Genomic DNA, 17296 nt, shown 5'->3' with positions numbered 1-17296 from the left:
ACCACTGTGATATACTAACTTAAATATATAAATAAGGGGGCATTAAGAATGAAAGAATTAATCAAACCCAACAAACTTTCTAAAGGGGACACTGTCGCAATCGTTTCACCATCCTCAGGTTACGCCGGTGAAGAAGAAGTAATTTGGAGAACAGAAGTTGGTATTCAACGATTGAAAGAAGTATTCGGTTTAAAAGTGAAAGTTATGCCACATGCACTTAAAGGAGCAGACTTTACATATAACAATCCAAAAAAACGTGTAGAAGACTTACACCAAGCACTTGAAGATCCTGAAGTAAAAGCAATTATTTGTACTTTAGGTGGAGATGATTCTGTTCGTTTATGGCCATATATCGACTTAAATATCATTAAAAATAATCCAAAAATATTAAGCGGCTATTCAGATACAACTGCAATACATTTTATGTTCTATCAAGCAGGTGTATCAAGTTTTTATGGTCCAGCACTTTTAACAGACTTTGCTGAAAATGTTGCTATGGATGATTATACAGTTGATTCAATTAACCAAACATGGTTCCAAAATGGTCCAATTGGAAATGTACCCGCCTCACCACAATTCAGAAAATATGGTTTATCATGGGAAGAGAAAAATAAAGACATTAATAGACCATCATTTGACAGTCAAGGATATGAAATTTTAAATGGTAAAGGAAAAGCTACAGGACATTTAATTGGTGGATGTATGGAACTTTTCCATTCATTAAAAGCAACAGATGTTTTTCCAAATAAAGAAGTTTTTGATGGCGCAATTTTATTCATTGAAACAGCAGAAGTTCAAGCACCTCCTTGGTTAATGGAAGATTACGTACGTGCTTTTGGTTCAATGGGAATCTTTGATAAAATAAATGGCGTGATTATTGGACGTCCACAAGATGATGCATATTACGAAGAATACAAAGAAGTTTGGGTTAAAATGTTGAAAGAATGGGATCAAGAAGATATGCCTGTCTTTTATAATGCTAGTTTTGGACATAACGAACCTAAATGTGTCATACCTTATGGGGCACAAGCAGAGTTGGATGTTGAAAATAAAACTTTCAAAATATTAGATAACGCTGTTAAATAAATATTTTTTCGAGATTAGTTCTTTGCGATTTATTTCAGAATTGTTATAATATTTAATATATTGAAGGGGGATTAACAAAATGACTAAGTTAGTTACATATTTTGAACAAGCACAACCAATTAAAGAATACGTAAACGAAATGACTACAAATAAAGAACAATTGCTCGATATTTATCAATCTTTTAAATTACCTAAAAATGATGACCGTTTAGATAAAATTAAAGATAAAAATTATAAAGTACTTGTCATTACTGAAGATTGGTGTGGAGATGCCATGATGAACATACCAGTATTATTGAACATTGCTGATTATACGAATATTGAAGTAAAAGCATTTCACCGTGATGAAGATACAAACCTAATTGATCAATATTTAACAAACGGTACAGCAAGATCAATACCTATTTTCGTATTTTTAAATGAACATCATGAGCAAGAACATGTATGGGGACCAAGAGCTATAAGTGTACAAAAACAAGTAGAAGAATTACGTAAAGACTTACCAAGCAAAGATGACCCAACATACGCTGAAAAAGAAAAAGATGTTCATCATAAAATTCATGAAACTTATCAAAATAATACACAATTTTGGGATGACGTATACGAATCAATCGTAAGTTCAATTTCATAAATGATAAGAGGCTGAGACAAATATTGTCTCAGCCTCTTAATTATGTATAAGTCCCCTATTACTCATAGTAGGATTTCTCACCATCCCCATGGCTCGATAAATTCATTTTACACTAATTTTCTTTAATCTAAAAATCTATGTTATTTAAGTTCACATATAAAAATCTGCAAGTGAAAAGCGCTCGTCCGGGAATTAACGAGCGCTTTTCGGGGAAGGGTTATTAATTAAGGAAACATGTATTTATACAAAGCCGGGAAACCTCGTATAAATAACTTGAATCATTTTATGATCCATTTCAACGTTACAATTACAGATAACTATCTAAACACGTTCTACACAAAGTCATTTGCAATTATGAAAAACATATACGAAATAAGTTTTGAGGAATTGAATGTATTGTGCTTCGTGTTGTGTTATCTATGATTAAAGTATATCAGTACAGTATGACTTTTTGTGCATTCATTCTTAACTCAAATATTTCATTTCTTAAGTGTATTTATTGAAAGATTTTTTAACAGTTAGGCATGCCTAACTGTTAAAACCATTGTTAATATTGACTTTTTAAATACACAATTATATGTTTGTTTTTTATAAAATCATTACCTATAACTATTTTTATAACAATCTTACGATTTTGTTCGTGCATGCCTGCCTAGGGGTATGGCTCGAGCCTGTAGTCTCTCACGCATACTATTCCCTCAGGCGTCAGCACTTACAAAATCGCTCTCAATATCCATATTTATATAGAAAAATGGTGTCTCTAAGAGTTAGCTAAATGATTCTCATTAAAATAATAGGTCATTTATGTTAAAGGCAATTAATCTTAAGTGACTATATTTACACAAGTAGAGAAAAGTGTAAGTAAGGATGCCTATGTTAACACAAGTCAGTTGAAGTGTAAGCAAGGATATCTGTATTCACACAAGTTGAGAGAAGTGTAACTAAGGATGTCTGTATTCACACAAGTCGAGTGAAGTGTAAGTATGGATCTCTATATTCACACAAGTCGAGTGAAGTGTAAGTAAGGATGTCTATATTCACATAAGTTGAGAGAAGTGTAACTAAGGATGTCTGTATTCACACAAGTCGAGTGAAGTGTAAGTAAAGATGTCTATATTTACACAAGTAGAGAGAAATTTAAATATGGATATCTGTATTCACATAAGTGGAGAGAAGTGTAAGTAAGGATGCCTATGTTAACACAAGTCAGTTGAAGTGTAAGTAAGGATGTCTGTATTCACAAAAGAGGAAAGCATGCGCATAAAAAATACCAACAAAGTCTTGGACTTTGCGGGCAATCTGATGGTAGTTCTAAGAGTTGCCAAAATGATTTTTATAAAAAATAAGAGCAGAAATTCATTATTAAAATTGAATTTCTGCTCTTATAAAATTTCTATGACATTTATGTCACAAGTTTTTCTATTAAACAAATAAACTAATAAATAGTATGAATATGATACCTGATACTGATATAACTGTTTCTAATAATGTCCATGATAAGAATGTTTCTTTCATTGTTAATCCGAAATACTCTTTAAACATCCAGAAACCTGCATCATTTACATGTGATGCTATTACACTACCAGCACCTGTTGCTAATACTACTAAAGCAAGGTTAACGTCTGATGATTCTAATAATGGCATTACAATACCTACTGTTGAAATTGCTGCTACTGTCGCTGAACCTAGTGATATTCTTAATACAGCTGCTACAATCCAAGCTAGTAATATTGGTGACATTGCTGAACCTGTAAATAGTTCTTCGACAGTTTTACCTACTCCACCGTCGATTAATATTTGTTTGAATGCACCGCCACCACCAATGATTAGTAACATCATACCAATTGGATATATGGCATTAGTTAATGTATCCATAACTTGATTAACTTTATATCCTCTGTTAATTCCCATTGAATAAATAGCAAACAATACTGAAATTAACATTGCTGTACCCGCTTCACCTATAAAACTAATAAAACCTAATATGCCTTCTGGATTCTCTGGTGAACCTGTTACTAAATCTACAACTGTTGAAACAAGCATTATAAATACTGGTAATAAAGCCGTTAATGCTGAAATTGCAAATCCTGGTGTTTCTTCAATTTTGAAAGATTTTTGTTTACCTAGAGATGCTAGGTCGCCCGATTTTGTAAATGCTTCTGGTATAATCTTTCTAGCAAATTTAGTGAAAATTGGTCCAGCAATTATTGTAACGGGTATTGCTACAATGATACCAAATATTAAAACTTGACCAATTTCCGCTCCAAATTCCTTAGCAATCATAACTGGACCTGGATGTGGTGGTAAAAATCCGTGAGTTACTGATAATGCTGCTGTCATTGGAATACCTAAGTATAATGTAGAAACTTTAGATTCTTTAGCTATTGTAAATACTATAGGAATTAATAATACTAATCCTACTTCAAAGAATAATGCTATACCGATAATAAATGATGCAGTAACAACTGCCCATTGAATTCGTTTTTGACCAAATTTATTAATTAGTGTGTGTGCAATTCTTGTTGCACCACCACCATCTGCTAATAACTTACCTAACATCGCTCCTAAACCAAATATTAATGCAATGTGACCAAGTGTAGATCCCATACCTGTTTCAATTGTTCCAATAATTTTGTTTAATGGCATTCCTAACATTATGCCTGTTACCATCGCAGTTATAATTAACGATACAAAAGTGTTAAGTTTTAACCACATAATTAAACCTAATAATAATATAATTGCTACTGCTACTATTAATAATGGTGCAATATCTGAAAACATATTAACATCTCCTTATGAATGTGTTGCTTGAAATTCTGAAATCAAATCGTACTCTTCAGTTAATTTACGGCTTAAATTTATATAAATTGGTATAAGTGATTGATAAATATCAACATTTTCTTGTTCTGGTTCGTGTTGATACGTCTTACCTACCATTTTGTCCAATACTTCAAAATCTTCAATTTCTCCTAGTGCTTTTAATCCTAAAACACAAGCGCCTAAGCAAGAACTTTCATAACTTTCAGGAACTTCAACTGAAGTATCAAAGATATCTGCCATCATTTGTCTCCAAACTTCACTTTTAGCAAATCCACCTGTCGCTTTAATTTGTTCTGGTGATTTCTCCATAACTTCGATTAATGCAAGATATACTGTATATAAGTTTAGAAGTACGCCTTCTAATGCTGCTCTAATCATATGCTCTTTTTTATGTGATAATGTCAGACCGAAATAACTACCTCTTGCATTAGCATTCCATAACGGTGCACGCTCTCCTGCTAAATAAGGGTGGAAAATTAATCCGTTTGCGCCAGGTTTTACTCTGCTCGCAATTTTAGTTAAGACATCATATGAATCAACACCTAATCGCTTAGCTGTTTCTACCTCACTAGCTAATAATTCATCCCTTAACCATCTAAGTACAACACCACCATTATTAACTGGTCCACCAATACAATAGTGATCTTCAGTTAATACATAGCAAAATATTCTTCCCTTTTCGTCTGTCTTAGGCTTATCTATAATTGTTCTTATAGCGCCACTTGTACCAATTGTTACAGCAACTTCACCTTCGCGGTAACTATTCACGCCTAAATTAGAAAGTACACCATCAGATGCACCGATTACAATAGGTGTATTTTCATCAATGCCCATTATATCTGCATATTTTTTATTAACGTTCTTCATAATATGTGTAGTGGAAACTAAATTTGGCAATTGACTTTCATTAATTCCAAGTAAAGACATTACTTCTTTATCCCAAGCTAATGACTTAAGGTTCATCATACCCGTTGCAGAACCTATTGAATGATCCATTACGTACTCTTCGAATAACTGATAAAATATATAAGATTTTATATCAATCCATTTTGCAGTTTTGTCATAAATATCAGCGTGTTCATGCTTTAACCAAAATATTTTAGACAAAGGAGACATTGGATGAATTGGTGTTCCCGTTCTTTTATATATTTCAAGTCCATCATGTTTTTCATTTATCATATTTGCATATTTACTTGCTCTATTATCAGCCCAAGTTATACATTCAGTTAAAGGTTTGTTGTCTTTATCCATAGCTATTAAACTATGCATAGCACTACTAAAACTTAACAATTTAATATTTTTTGGTTCTGCTCCAGTATCTCTAATCACCTTTTTAACTGTGAATATGACAGCATCGAATATTTCTTCAGGATTTTCCTCAGCAACACCAATTTCTTTTGTTGACATAGGGTATTCAATACTATGTTTATTTAAAAAATTGCCTTCTTCATCATATATAACAGCTTTCGTGCTCGTTGTACCGATATCAATACCAATCATGTATTTCATTTTATAATCCTACTTTCTATCTATATTTATTTGCGAATTCCATAGAACATCTATTTGTTCATCTACATCATCAAAGTTTAAGTGAAATGCTTCTTTCATCTTATTTCTGTCCTTAGTTTCAATAGCTTCTATATATACTTTATGATTATGAATAACTCGCTTAAAGTCATCTAAATCATTTTTCATTCTTTGCCTCATCGAAACTAAAATTAAACATTCCATAACAGGGGTTAAGTTATGCCATATCATTTCAATATATTGATGATTAATTGCTGTAATCATAGATTCGTGGAACTGTAGATCCAGTCTTGTAAATTCGTCTGCATCTTCAAATTCAACTGCAACTGACATCATTTTCAAGATTTTATTTAATTGTTTGATGACTTCTGTATTATTTTCTAACTGTAGTCTTTCAAAAACGAACGATTCTAACATTAACCTAATATCATAAATTTCTTTTTGATTAGTATTAGACAAACCAATAACAACAGCTCCCATTCTTTCAAGAGAAATTAGACCATCTTGTTGAAGTAGTTTAAGTGCATCTCTCACGGGTGAACGGCTGACTTCAAACTGTTGAGCAATTTTGTTTTCGCTTAGCTTGTCACCTTCTGCAATTTCTTTACTTATAATAGCTAATCTAAGTTCACTCGCCACTTGTTCTCCAGTAGAACGATGTTTTAACCAATCGCTAGGATAGTGATAATGATGCTTCATAAAATCCCTCCAAAATCATCCGTATACTTGTATACAAGTTATTGTAAACGTTTTCTACATATTTGTAAACGGTTACGATTAGTTTTTTAAAGTAAAAACACACACTAACAAATTGTTAGTGTGTGTTTAAATTAAAATTCATTCAATATATAATCTGTTTAAAACAACTTCTCCTAATGCTTTACTTGCAGTTAATAAAGCATCTTCGTTAACGATAAATTTAGGACTATGATTATAAAATGCTTCATCAATATCATATGGTTTGCAACCTATAAAGAAAAATGTGCCAGGGATTTTTTCTAAATAACTCGCGAAGTCTTCTGAACTCGTAAGTTGCTCATGCTCTTTTAACGATTCAAAATAATCACCTTGGCTAGTTGCTAAAATATCAACTAAATAATCAGTTTGTTTATAATGATTGATTAAAGGTATACAATCTAATTCATATTTAAATTCGCAAGATACACCAAATGTTTCTTCTAATCCCTCAATTAATTGTACTATTTCGTCATGTATTTGGTGGCCAATACGGCTTTCCATATACCGTACATCACCTGCTAGTTCCACACTTTCTTGTATTACATTTAATGAACCTAAGCCATTAAATGAACTTATAGTTACTACACCCATATCAAAAGGATTTAATCTTCTTGAAACTACCGTTTGAACATTAGTAACAAAAGTACTCGCTGCCATAATAGCATCATTTGCTAAATGAGGACTGGAACCATGCCCACCTTTACCTTTAACTTTTAAATGGAATAATGATCGTCCTCCCATTGTTGGACCTTTTCTATATGAAATAACATCTGGTGTGTAATCTGGGAATAAGTGTATACCATATATCTCATCAACATCATTTAAATATCCCGAGTTTATCATATCAATTGCTCCACCGGGTGCTAATTCCTCAGCATGTTGATGAACAATAACTATTTTACCTGGTAAATGATCCTTCAACTCAATTAAACTTTCTGCAAGCACCATTAAATAAGCAGTATGTGCATCATGACCACATGCATGCATCCAACCTTCATGTTTAGAAGAAAATGGTAGACCGGTATCTTCAGTAATATTCAAAGCATCAAAGTCTGCTCTTAAAGCGATCGTTCTACCTGGTTTACTACCTTCTATTTCTACTATTAATCCATAATTTCCACCAATACGATTATGTATTTTAACATCTTTATCTTTATAGAATGACTCAATATATTGTGATGTTATGATTTCGTTAAATGATGGTTCTGGGTACTGATGCAAGTGTTTATAATGTTTTATCATACTTTGCTCTTTTTGTTCTAACTTTTTAAATAATAAACTTCGTAACATATGTTCACCCCAATTTCATAAAAAGTAACTACTACACGAAGTAGCAGTTACTTTTTATCTTCTTCACTTTTAGTTTTATCTGGATGCTCATCTACTTTATCTTCTTTTTCAAAAATAGCTAAAATTGCTGTAAGGAAAAATCCTAGACCTGCACCAATCATTAATGATTTAGGTGTTCCTTCGAAAAAGAAACTCCCGATAATACACAATACACCTATTATGATATAATGTTTTATAAATTTTTTACCCAAAAATATCCCTCATTCATATATCTAATAAGTTAAATTTAACATAGAAATGAGGGATAAACCATTATATATTCTTATTTCTTATAATGTAGTGATTAATTGCTGTGAAAATAACTATACATGCAATTGAAATCCAAATTTGATATACCTTCATTGATATCATACCTTGATTTAATATTTTAGGTAAAAAGTCTAAAGGATTATATTTCATCATGTTTGCTAAATCTTCGCCAATTTTTGGTATAAATATGAATGCCTCAAATATATTAGGTAATAAAATCATACAAAGTATTGCAGCCGTATAAACAATGGCAGATTTACCTGTTAATAAATTTAATATATTTAATAATGTGACATAGAAAACAATGATTAACATTAATACGCCTAACATTTTTAGAAAATCAGTGAAACTTAAATTCCCTGCATCTATCATTGTCGATGATAACAATGTAAATAGTGTACCAAAAACAGCAAATATAATGACTACACCAACTACAGATAGTAATTTAGCATATAAATACTTAATTCGATTAGTTTTCGAATTTAAAAATAACTGTATTGTACCGAATTGCATATCACGTACAATCGTTCTAATAGCAAACATAAGTGCAACAAGTCCACCAAACATAATGAACATTGATAAAACAACTTGTGCATTGAAAGGTGCATCTAAAGTTTTAACTGAAATAATAACACCTACTGCAGGTATAATTGATAGTAAAAATCCTAAATATCCTAAAGGACTCTTGAAAATTCTTGTTAAATCATATTTTACATGTTGTCCAATATTCATTATGCTTCAACTCCTTTATTAATATTAAAGTATTGATCTCTCAACGTTGTTTTATTATTTTCGATAAATTTCGGATAAATATTTTTATTGCCAAGCTCTTTTAATACGTCTTGATAATCTTGTAATGCTTCAACAGAGATTATTGATTCTTGCTTATTGCTTGCTACTACTTTGTACTTCATAGTAAGTATGTTAAGTGCTTCATTATAAACTTCTTGTACAAAAGTAAACTTCGTTACATCCGTTGATTGATCTTTCATATTGTAATCTTCAACAATCGCGCCATCTTTCATAAACACTGTTCTGTCACATATTAGCTCTATATCTTCTAATTTATGACTAGAAATTAAAATTTTAATATTCAATTCTTTACTAACTCTTTCTAACGTCTTCAATACATCGATAGAACCATCTGGATCCATTCCATTTGTAGGCTCATCTAAAATTAAGTATTGTGGTTTGTTCATTAAAGCAACTGCTATTGATAACTTCTGTTTCATTCCCATAGAATACTTTTTAACTTTTTTATTGATATATGGTTTTATACCAAATGATTCTATTAATTGATTGATATATTGATCATCAACTTGTGTACCCAAAACATTTCTAAAAAAGTTTAAGTTATAATAGCCAGTTTTGTTCAAATATAATTTAGGATTTTCTATTAAATAGCCGACTTTAGTATTGCTTTCTTTACTAAAAGTACCATCATATTTAACAATATTTTCATTCATAATTTTCATTAATGTTGTTTTACCAACACCATTTTTTCCGATTAAACCTACAATTTGGCTTTCACCAAATTCAAAATCTATATTTTTTAGGACATGTTGTTTTCCGTAATGTTTCTGTATTTGAGTTAATTTCACAACTACTCACCTCTTCTTTAAATTGTAATAGTATTTTTACGTGCTTTATTAATAGCTAAGATATAAGTTATAACAAATAATATAATTGAACAGCCTAAATATATTTCCATATCATATTGAGAAAATACTTCTGTATGGATATAGAACACGCCAATCAAATTATCTATATATTGAATCATGTTTGGGATAATAGCACCCACTATAATAATCCAAAATATAAGTGGGATTTTCAGCAATCTTTTATATTCAGCCAATGGTAATATCAAACTAACCGTTAACAAATTAGCAGATATATTCATGAACACACTTGTAAAGTCAATTGTGACTTCCATTCCAGATCCTTTAAATAATAAAGCTGTTGCTGATAATATTGCTAACGTAACTAGTGTTAATAGAATCAATATTATTGCTGTGAAATAATGAGCATTAATTACTGTTGATTGCTTTACTGGTAAGCTTAAAAATGTAAGCTCAGAATGATTTTTACTAATTCTTAAATAGAGATAATATGACCAAACTAAGAACACAATATGGATTGTTATGACTAATACACCTAAAATAGCAATTTTAAAGAAATTCTGTATTGGAATAACAATCAACAATGGTGACATCAATGTAATGCCTAACAATATAAATAAATATGGCTTTAATAAAACTAAGTTTCTATATAATATTGCTTTCATTTTATACCTCCATAAATATTTATTTTGTCATTTTTAGCTTTATGGATAGCCTTGTTGAACTGTATTATCCAAGTTGTCATAGCGATAATTAATAATATAGTTGGCAGGAAATACAAGTATATTTTCCATCCAAGTACATCAGCAAATGGATAAGAACGGTTTGAATAAATTCCAAAATAAAACATTGTAAAAACCACATACATTCCAACCAATATCCAAGCTCCAAACTGATTGTGATTAACTTGTGCAATTGTAGGATACACAATACTTAATGTAAATAAATTTGTGGCTACAATAAATATTGCTGCTTGTATAAATATCGTGTCTTGTTTATATATTGCAATAATGGTTACCATAACAAATGAAATAGTCGTCAATAATAAATTATATAAATAATGTGCTTTTACGATATCTATTTTGGAAATGGGTAAACTATTATAAAATATTTGACTACTTTGTTTATTCAAGAATATTGCATTATTAATACAGTGAACCGAAACAACTGCTATAAAATAAATAGGAACGAAATTAAACAGTCCATTTCCATTAACTGAAAATGTAAATTCAGAAAAGAAAGTCAAAATAAAGCACAATAAATATAATAAGTAATAGCCCTTTTCATATTGAAAATTCCGATAAAATAGTGCTTTCATTTAAACCACTTCCTTATTGAATTTATCCTTTTCAATTCTTACCATGATATCTTCAATAGATGGTGTTTCAACAACGATGTCGTTTCCAAATAACTCTACAAATACAGAGCTTTGGTTTGTTAATCCAGAAAACCCAGTGTGAGTTTCTTTAATACTTATTAACAGTTCTCTTAATTCATCATCGAGTATAGCAGAATCACCTTTAATAATTTTATAACCTTCTATAAGTTCATCAACACTTTCATTAATAACGATTGAGCCATCTTTTAAGTACACAATGTAGTCGGCTATTTTTTCTAAATCTGAAATTATATGAGTTGAAAAGAAAATTGTTTTATCTTCATCAATTAATTCTTTTTGTAAAATTTCTAGTACTTCATTCCTCACAACAGGATCAAGTCCTGCTGTTGGTTCATCTAATATATAAAGCTCAGCATGATGACTTAAAGCGATTGCTAATGAAAGTTTCATCTTCATTCCTGTGGAAAATTGTTTTATCTTTTGCTTATATGGAAGTTGAAATTGGTTCATATATTTTTGAAACATATCGTGGTCCCAATTTTTATAGTATTTGCTTACAACAGATTCTATTGTTTTTATGTTCCAATTCTCATACATGTAAAGTTCAGAATATACAAAACCAATTTTGTTTTTAATTTCAACTGGGTTAGCTGTTAAATACTCACCTAATAACTTTAAATCTCCGCTTTGTTCTTTTAATAAGCCCATTATTATGCGGATGATAGTTGTTTTACCTGATCCATTAGCTCCAATAAAACCTGTAACATAACCTTTTTTTACTTCAAAACTAATATTTTTTAGTTGAAGATTTTCAACTTTATAATTTAATTGATTAACTTCTATTGCATTAGCCACTTTATTCACCTTCCTCATATATCAAAGTAATAATTTCATTTATTTCTTTAACATCCATCCCTATTAATTTAGCTTGCTTTGTTAATTCTTTAGCTAAATCTTCAATAACAATAAACTGCTTTTCTTTCATAATGGATGGGTCTTGTGATTTAACGAAAGTACCTTTTCCTCTTATGGTTGTAACAAATTGTTCTTGCTCCAAATCAACATAAGCACGTTTAGTCGTGATTAAACTTACACCTAAATCACTTGCTAACTCTCTCATAGAAGGTAATGATTCACCAGGTTCTAGATTACCTTGAAGGATATGAGCTTTAATTTGTTCTTTAATTTGTTCGTATATTGGTTGATTGCTACTATTCTGTAAAAGAATCTTCATATGAAACCTCCCGACATTTCAAAGTGTGTATAAACAGTATATACACTATATACATAGTTGTCAATTAACCATCTTTTGTGGCCACACTTATCAGCAATTTTGCCTAGAATTGCTTTTAACACACCTCTTATCAGCAATTTTGCCTAGAATTGCTTTTAACAAACCCCTTATCAGCAATTTTGCTGAGAACTGCTTTTACTGATACCACTTAGTCACAGAATACCTTTATTCTCACAAGTCAGAAAAAATAAGAGCAAAAATTCAATGTTAACATTGAATTTTTGCTCTTATTAATTTTCCAGAACTTTTGTATCCGGACTACTTTGAATTTATTATTTTAAGTCGTGAATTGCGTTAGCGATTGATTCAAATACATGTTCAATATCTGATTTTTCGATACAACTAAATGCAATTCTAATGTCTGTTTTGTTTAAAGCAATAATACCAATGCTATAGTTATTAATGAGATGTAATCTTAATTCTTCTGGGTCTACATCTTTTACTTTAACAGCCATAAAGTAGCCTGAATTAAATGCATACGGTGTCCACAATTCTTTATATGCATCACGATATGCAACTTCTTTAGTTACTTCATATCTTTCTTTCAAAATATTAATGTTTTGATCAATTTGTGATTGGAATGAAGGATCTTCCATTGCATGAACAATTGCTGTTTGGCTAGGTAAAGAACAACTAGATAAATTACTTCTAATTAATCCTTTTAATTTTGCTACTAATACGTCTTTAACTTTCTCGTTCTTGCTACCAAAAGTTAGGAACCCTACTCGGAATCCCCAAGCGAAATACTCTTTTGTTGCACCATCTATTTTGACTGGCATAACATTTTCATGGTCTAACTGTGTTAAAGCTGTAAACACAGATTGTTTATATACATCCTCAAAGAACAAGCCATAATAGGCATCATCTACTAATGTAATAACTTGTGTGCCTTTATCTGCTAATTTTTTAATTGATGCTACCATTTCCTCAACTTCTTTAACCACTGGCGTATAACCTGTTGGATTATTAGGGAAATTTAATACTAATACTACTTTTTCTTTATTATAATTCTCAAGAACATTTTTGAAATATTCTAATGTAAAGCTTCCATCTTCCTCAAAAGCTTGATAAGTTTCAATATTAGCACTATGTCTTACACCAAATGCTAGTTTATAGTTACCCCAGTTATGTTCTGGTAACAAAATTGTATCTTGAGCATTTACAAATAAATCACCAGCTAATGATAAACCATGTGTTAATGCATTAGTGACTATTGGCTTAGAAATGTCATTAGAACTTAAATCAGGATTATCTTTTAAAATTTTCTTTTCCCAAAGTGTACGTAATCTCTCATCACCCTGTGGTGGAGAATAAGGGAAAATATCACTTGGATCTTGATCACCAAACTGATTATATAAAGCATCTGCGTACATGATACCTTCGTCAGTTGTAGCCATACCAATCGTAGCATTATATTTAGTGCCTTTTGCTTCACCAGATTGTGATAATATACCTTTTGGATAATAAATTGATTTACCTAAATCAGAAAGCATATCTAATAATACTGGATATTCCTTTTTCAATTGTTCGTTCAATTCTATAGCTAGTGGGTTCATAGAAAGTCATCCTCTTTCATTGTTATGATACCTCTATACTAGACGAGAATTATAAAAATTAAAAGCATGTTTACTAAATTTCATAATTTATTTTTAAAAGTACTTATCCTTTTGGACTACAATATAAAAATTGATATAATATAAATTAAGAAAAGGAGTCAATTTTATGTCTACAATTACAAAAGCTCTATTAGGATTAGCGATTGTCTCATTAATTATTGGATTAGGTTTTGAAATTAGCGGACAATCTGGTATTCAATTTACATTAGCATCCATTTTATTTTTAGTTGCTGCCTTCATTAGTAGAAGTAGTGATCGTAAAAAGAGCAATAAAAAGAAATAACAGGCTGGACAATTAAATGTCTCAGCCTGTTATTTTAATATTTCACTTTATTTCGTTTGCGATTAGATTTTGTAATACTTTTCCATTCTTGTTTCTTCTCTGAAGCTGCTTTCTTTGATACCTTAGATTCATTAAACGCTACTTCTCTGAGTAGCTTTAAATAATTGTCGTATCTACTTTGATCTAATTCACCACTTTTTATAGCTTCTTGAACCCTACATTCTGGTTCATTATCATGAGAACAATCTTTGAATTTACAATATTTTGCTAAATCCATAATATCTTCAAAACTATTCTCAATAACTTCTTTATCAGCTGATATCGAAAGACTTCTCATACCCGGCGTATCTATTATAATCCCATTAGGTTCAATGAAATATAATCCTCTATGAGTAGTTGTATGACGACCTTTACTGTCTGCATCTCTCGTTGAATTTACTTTTAATGTATCATTGCCTATCAAGTAATTAGCAATACTGGATTTACCCACTCCAGAAGAACCGACTAAAGTAGCCGTCATACCTTCATGAAATCTATTTTTTATTTGTTCTAAATTGATACCTTTAGTTACACTTGTTACGATAATTGGTATATCTTTCACTCTATCTTCTACAAGCTTTACCTTATCTTTATAATCCTCTATTGTATCCATTTTATTCAATATAATGACTGGGTTAGCTTTACTCTCATTTATTTGAATTATATATCTTTCTAATCGATTTAAATTGAAATCGTTGTCCAAACCCATTACGACAAATACTTCATCTAAATTTGTCGCAATATATTGATTTAATGATTCATGTTTTTTTGATTGACGTTTTAATTCACTAATTCTCGGTAATATATCAATAATTAATTGAAAATCAGCTAATTCGTTAACTATTACCCAATCTCCTATTGCAGGAATAGAATTATTTTGAACTAATTTTTGTGTAATTTCTCCTTTACATTCACCTTTTGTTGTTAAAATTCTAAAATGATTTTGAGCAACAAATGATATTCTTCCAAGTTGAAAGTCACTTGTAAAGTATTCTTCGAAAAAATCTAGCTGTTCTTTTTTGATGCCTAGTTGGTATAAATTCATTTAATTCCCCTTATAATTTATATATTAGGAATTATGGCCACCCATTCTTAAGTTATCTTGAAACAAGTTATTTAATACCATCATAAAACATCATCCTTTCAACTTTATTAACATTATTGTAAGGGAATACTTTATTATAAGCAATATTTCTTAGTAATTAGTCACTTAAGATAAATAAGTACGTACAGTTTAAATATGTTAAAATTTCAATAGGAGTGATAATTATGACTTTATATCAAAAGTTTATTCATACCAAAGCCGGTGAAATGTTAGCAATTGCTGATGAAACGCATTTATTAATGTTGCATTTTATTAATAAGCCTTCTCTTGAAGAAGAATTACAAATTGTTAAACAACAACTTAAGACTGATGTACTTTTACAAAGTAATAAAGTATTAGATAATCTTGAACAAGAATTAAATAGCTACTTCGATGGTAAATTAGATTCATTTTCAACGCCGATTAAGTTTAATTTTGGCACACCTTTTCAACAAAAAGTTTGGACTGCATTATGTGAAATACCATATGGAGAAACCATTTCTTATAAACAACTTGCAGAAAATATAGGTAAGCCGACTGCCTTTCGTGCAGTTGCAAATGCAAATGGCAAAAATTTCATTACGATTATAGTCCCTTGTCATAGAGTGATCGCAGCAGATGGTTCATTAGGAGGATATTCTAGTGGTATAGAAAGAAAAGAATTACTACTTGAAATAGAGAAAAAAACTAACACTTGATTAGCGCTAATCAAGTGTTAGTTTTTCTCTATTAAACTTTCTTCACCATATATTTATAATCATGTCCACTTAGAACTCTATCAGTTAAAGGTTCAAAGCCGAGTTTATTATACAATTTCAATGCACCTTTATTATCAAAATCACAATTTAATGAAACTTGTTTAAATCCTAATTTTTTAGCATTTTCAAAAGTAAATTCTATTAGTTTAGATGCAATCCCTTTTCCTCTATATTTCGTAAATACTGCAACAGATTCTATATAAAAATCTCCATTGTCTGTTTCATGTTCAGGTAAAGGTGTACTTTCTAAATTAAATGATTCGTTAAAATCTATCTCTAACCAATTGTTTTCAAGTTGTGCTTCATCATCGCCAGCATAACAATTTATAAATCCTGCTAATTCATCATCAACTTCGAATACATGGATATGTTTATAGTTATTTCTGTAATTTCCTTCAACTATACTTTGTTCAATGACTTTCAACACTGTAACTTTGTCATTATTAACAACTAAAGGCAGTTCCATATCATTCCATATAATATACATTAACTCACTTAACTGTTTTGCATCTTTCTTCTGAGCAGCTCTAATCATAGCTATTCCCCTTTATTACAAATTATGTCTATTTTATCATGTTTGCTCTGTCTTGATAAATTCAAACGCTCTATTTATCATGTTTGCCTCGTCTTGATAAATTCAGCCGCTCTATTTATCATGTTTGGCCTGTCTTGATAAATTCAGCCGCTCTATTTATCATGTTGGCCTCGTCTTGCAATATTCAGCCTTTCTATTTATCATGTTTGGCCTGTCTTGATAAATTCAGCCGCTCTATTTATCATGTTGGCCTCGTCTTGCAATATTCAGCCGCTCTATTTATCATGTTGGCCACGTCTTGCAATATTCAGCCGCTCTATTTATCATG

At 30.5% G+C, this 17296-nt stretch carries 18 protein-coding genes; 4 read left to right on the top strand and 14 right to left on the bottom strand.

Features of this window, described 5'->3' with window-relative positions:
- The first annotated feature begins 48 nt into the window (after positions 1-48).
- A complete protein-coding gene (locus LQ609_RS07265; RefSeq protein ID WP_078358457.1) occupies positions 49-1086 on the top strand; it encodes a S66 family peptidase in 1038 nt (345 codons plus the stop codon).
- Positions 1087-1165: 79 nt separating this feature from the next.
- The gene (locus tag LQ609_RS07260) at positions 1166-1717 is read left to right on the top strand and encodes a thioredoxin family protein (RefSeq protein ID WP_078358456.1); all 552 of its coding nucleotides are present in this window, start codon (positions 1166-1168) and stop codon (positions 1715-1717) included.
- Between the two features lie 1422 nt (positions 1718-3139).
- Here LQ609_RS07260 and LQ609_RS07255 read toward each other — a convergent pair.
- The 12 genes from LQ609_RS07255 to LQ609_RS07200 all read right to left on the bottom strand — a co-directional run bounded on the left by LQ609_RS07255 (position 3140) and on the right by LQ609_RS07200 (position 14209).
- Positions 3140-4498, bottom strand: a complete 1359-nt coding sequence (locus LQ609_RS07255) for a gluconate:H+ symporter (protein WP_078358536.1) — start codon at positions 4496-4498, stop codon at positions 3140-3142.
- 12 nt (positions 4499-4510) lie between these two features.
- Positions 4511-6046 carry a gluconokinase gene (gntK, locus tag LQ609_RS07250; protein WP_208143670.1) on the bottom strand — a complete coding sequence of 512 codons (1536 nt, stop codon included), beginning with the start codon at positions 6044-6046 and terminating at the stop codon, positions 4511-4513.
- A gap of 9 nt (positions 6047-6055) precedes the next feature.
- Positions 6056-6763, bottom strand: coding sequence for a GntR family transcriptional regulator (locus LQ609_RS07245; protein WP_115337250.1), 708 nt, complete (start codon positions 6761-6763; stop codon positions 6056-6058).
- Between the two features lie 138 nt (positions 6764-6901).
- Positions 6902-8092 (bottom strand): amidohydrolase, encoded by a 1191-nt coding sequence (locus tag LQ609_RS07240; protein WP_078358539.1) that lies wholly within the window; start codon positions 8090-8092, stop codon positions 6902-6904.
- 47 nt (positions 8093-8139) lie between these two features.
- Positions 8140-8343 carry a hypothetical protein gene (locus LQ609_RS07235; protein WP_078358540.1) on the bottom strand — a complete coding sequence of 68 codons (204 nt, stop codon included), beginning with the start codon at positions 8341-8343 and terminating at the stop codon, positions 8140-8142.
- A gap of 61 nt (positions 8344-8404) precedes the next feature.
- Positions 8405-9133 carry an ABC transporter permease subunit gene (locus LQ609_RS07230; protein ID WP_078358541.1) on the bottom strand — a complete coding sequence of 243 codons (729 nt, stop codon included), beginning with the start codon at positions 9131-9133 and terminating at the stop codon, positions 8405-8407.
- Positions 9133-10002 carry a phenol-soluble modulin export ABC transporter ATP-binding protein PmtC gene (gene pmtC, locus LQ609_RS07225; RefSeq protein ID WP_107509886.1) on the bottom strand — a complete coding sequence of 290 codons (870 nt, stop codon included), beginning with the start codon at positions 10000-10002 and terminating at the stop codon, positions 9133-9135. The genes LQ609_RS07230 and pmtC overlap by 1 nt, the downstream gene beginning before the upstream one ends.
- 17 nt (positions 10003-10019) lie before the next feature.
- Positions 10020-10685 carry a phenol-soluble modulin export ABC transporter permease subunit PmtB gene (pmtB, locus tag LQ609_RS07220; protein WP_078358543.1) on the bottom strand — a complete coding sequence of 222 codons (666 nt, stop codon included), beginning with the start codon at positions 10683-10685 and terminating at the stop codon, positions 10020-10022.
- Entirely contained in the window at positions 10682-11338 is a 657-nt protein-coding gene (locus LQ609_RS07215) for an ABC-2 transporter permease (RefSeq protein WP_078358544.1), read from the bottom strand. The genes pmtB and LQ609_RS07215 overlap by 4 nt, the downstream gene beginning before the upstream one ends.
- On the bottom strand, positions 11339-12232 hold the full coding sequence (gene pmtA / locus LQ609_RS07210; protein ID WP_107509888.1) for a phenol-soluble modulin export ABC transporter ATP-binding protein PmtA: 894 nt from the start codon (positions 12230-12232) through the stop codon (positions 11339-11341).
- Positions 12216-12593, bottom strand: coding sequence for a PSM export ABC transporter transcriptional regulator PmtR (gene pmtR, locus LQ609_RS07205; RefSeq protein ID WP_078358546.1), 378 nt, complete (start codon positions 12591-12593; stop codon positions 12216-12218). Before pmtR ends, pmtA begins: the two co-directional genes overlap by 17 nt.
- A 332-nt stretch (positions 12594-12925) precedes the next feature.
- Positions 12926-14209, bottom strand: coding sequence for an aminotransferase class I/II-fold pyridoxal phosphate-dependent enzyme (locus LQ609_RS07200; protein WP_239734521.1), 1284 nt, complete (start codon positions 14207-14209; stop codon positions 12926-12928).
- Between the two features lie 166 nt (positions 14210-14375).
- Here LQ609_RS07200 and LQ609_RS07195 point away from each other — a divergent pair, with 166 nt between their 5' ends.
- The gene (locus LQ609_RS07195; protein ID WP_170167693.1) at positions 14376-14552 is read left to right on the top strand and encodes a hypothetical protein; all 177 of its coding nucleotides are present in this window, start codon (positions 14376-14378) and stop codon (positions 14550-14552) included.
- Between the two features lie 34 nt (positions 14553-14586).
- Here the strand turns inward: LQ609_RS07195 and rsgA are convergent, their stop codons facing one another.
- The gene (gene rsgA / locus LQ609_RS07190) at positions 14587-15636 is read right to left on the bottom strand and encodes a ribosome small subunit-dependent GTPase A (protein ID WP_078358265.1); all 1050 of its coding nucleotides are present in this window, start codon (positions 15634-15636) and stop codon (positions 14587-14589) included.
- A 224-nt stretch (positions 15637-15860) separates the two neighbouring features.
- Here rsgA and LQ609_RS07185 point away from each other — a divergent pair, with 224 nt between their 5' ends.
- On the top strand, positions 15861-16373 hold the full coding sequence (locus LQ609_RS07185) for a methylated-DNA--[protein]-cysteine S-methyltransferase (protein ID WP_208143667.1): 513 nt from the start codon (positions 15861-15863) through the stop codon (positions 16371-16373).
- Between the two features lie 31 nt (positions 16374-16404).
- Here the strand turns inward: LQ609_RS07185 and LQ609_RS07180 are convergent, their stop codons facing one another.
- On the bottom strand, positions 16405-16968 hold the full coding sequence (locus LQ609_RS07180; RefSeq protein WP_208143666.1) for a GNAT family N-acetyltransferase: 564 nt from the start codon (positions 16966-16968) through the stop codon (positions 16405-16407).
- Between the last annotated feature and the right edge of the window lie 328 nt (positions 16969-17296).

This window comes from Mammaliicoccus sp. G-M28, from assembly GCF_022386595.1.
Classification (GTDB): domain Bacteria; phylum Bacillota; class Bacilli; order Staphylococcales; family Staphylococcaceae; genus Mammaliicoccus; species Mammaliicoccus fleurettii.
This window is presented reverse-complemented; position numbering and strand designations above follow the sequence as displayed.

What these genes read in the sequence shown, in the direction of transcription:
- LQ609_RS07265 (WP_078358457.1), top strand. Translation starts at nt 49, where the DNA reads ATGAAAGAATTAATCAAACCCAACAAACTTTCTAAAGGGGACACTGTC.
- LQ609_RS07260 (WP_078358456.1), top strand. Translation starts at nt 1,166, where the DNA reads ATGACTAAGTTAGTTACATATTTTGAACAAGCACAACCAATTAAAGAA.
- LQ609_RS07255 (WP_078358536.1), bottom strand. Translation starts at nt 4,498, where the DNA reads ATGTTTTCAGATATTGCACCATTATTAATAGTAGCAGTAGCAATTATA.
- gntK (WP_208143670.1), bottom strand. Translation starts at nt 6,046, where the DNA reads ATGAAATACATGATTGGTATTGATATCGGTACAACGAGCACGAAAGCT.
- LQ609_RS07245 (WP_115337250.1), bottom strand. Translation starts at nt 6,763, where the DNA reads ATGAAGCATCATTATCACTATCCTAGCGATTGGTTAAAACATCGTTCT.
- LQ609_RS07240 (WP_078358539.1), bottom strand. Translation starts at nt 8,092, where the DNA reads ATGTTACGAAGTTTATTATTTAAAAAGTTAGAACAAAAAGAGCAAAGT.
- LQ609_RS07230 (WP_078358541.1), bottom strand. Translation starts at nt 9,133, where the DNA reads ATGAATATTGGACAACATGTAAAATATGATTTAACAAGAATTTTCAAG.
- pmtB (WP_078358543.1), bottom strand. Translation starts at nt 10,685, where the DNA reads ATGAAAGCAATATTATATAGAAACTTAGTTTTATTAAAGCCATATTTA.
- LQ609_RS07215 (WP_078358544.1), bottom strand. Translation starts at nt 11,338, where the DNA reads ATGAAAGCACTATTTTATCGGAATTTTCAATATGAAAAGGGCTATTAC.
- pmtA (WP_107509888.1), bottom strand. Translation starts at nt 12,232, where the DNA reads ATGAGGAAGGTGAATAAAGTGGCTAATGCAATAGAAGTTAATCAATTA.
- pmtR (WP_078358546.1), bottom strand. Translation starts at nt 12,593, where the DNA reads ATGAAGATTCTTTTACAGAATAGTAGCAATCAACCAATATACGAACAA.
- LQ609_RS07200 (WP_239734521.1), bottom strand. Translation starts at nt 14,209, where the DNA reads ATGAACCCACTAGCTATAGAATTGAACGAACAATTGAAAAAGGAATAT.
- LQ609_RS07195 (WP_170167693.1), top strand. Translation starts at nt 14,376, where the DNA reads ATGTCTACAATTACAAAAGCTCTATTAGGATTAGCGATTGTCTCATTA.
- rsgA (WP_078358265.1), bottom strand. Translation starts at nt 15,636, where the DNA reads ATGAATTTATACCAACTAGGCATCAAAAAAGAACAGCTAGATTTTTTC.
- LQ609_RS07185 (WP_208143667.1), top strand. Translation starts at nt 15,861, where the DNA reads ATGACTTTATATCAAAAGTTTATTCATACCAAAGCCGGTGAAATGTTA.
- LQ609_RS07180 (WP_208143666.1), bottom strand. Translation starts at nt 16,968, where the DNA reads ATGATTAGAGCTGCTCAGAAGAAAGATGCAAAACAGTTAAGTGAGTTA.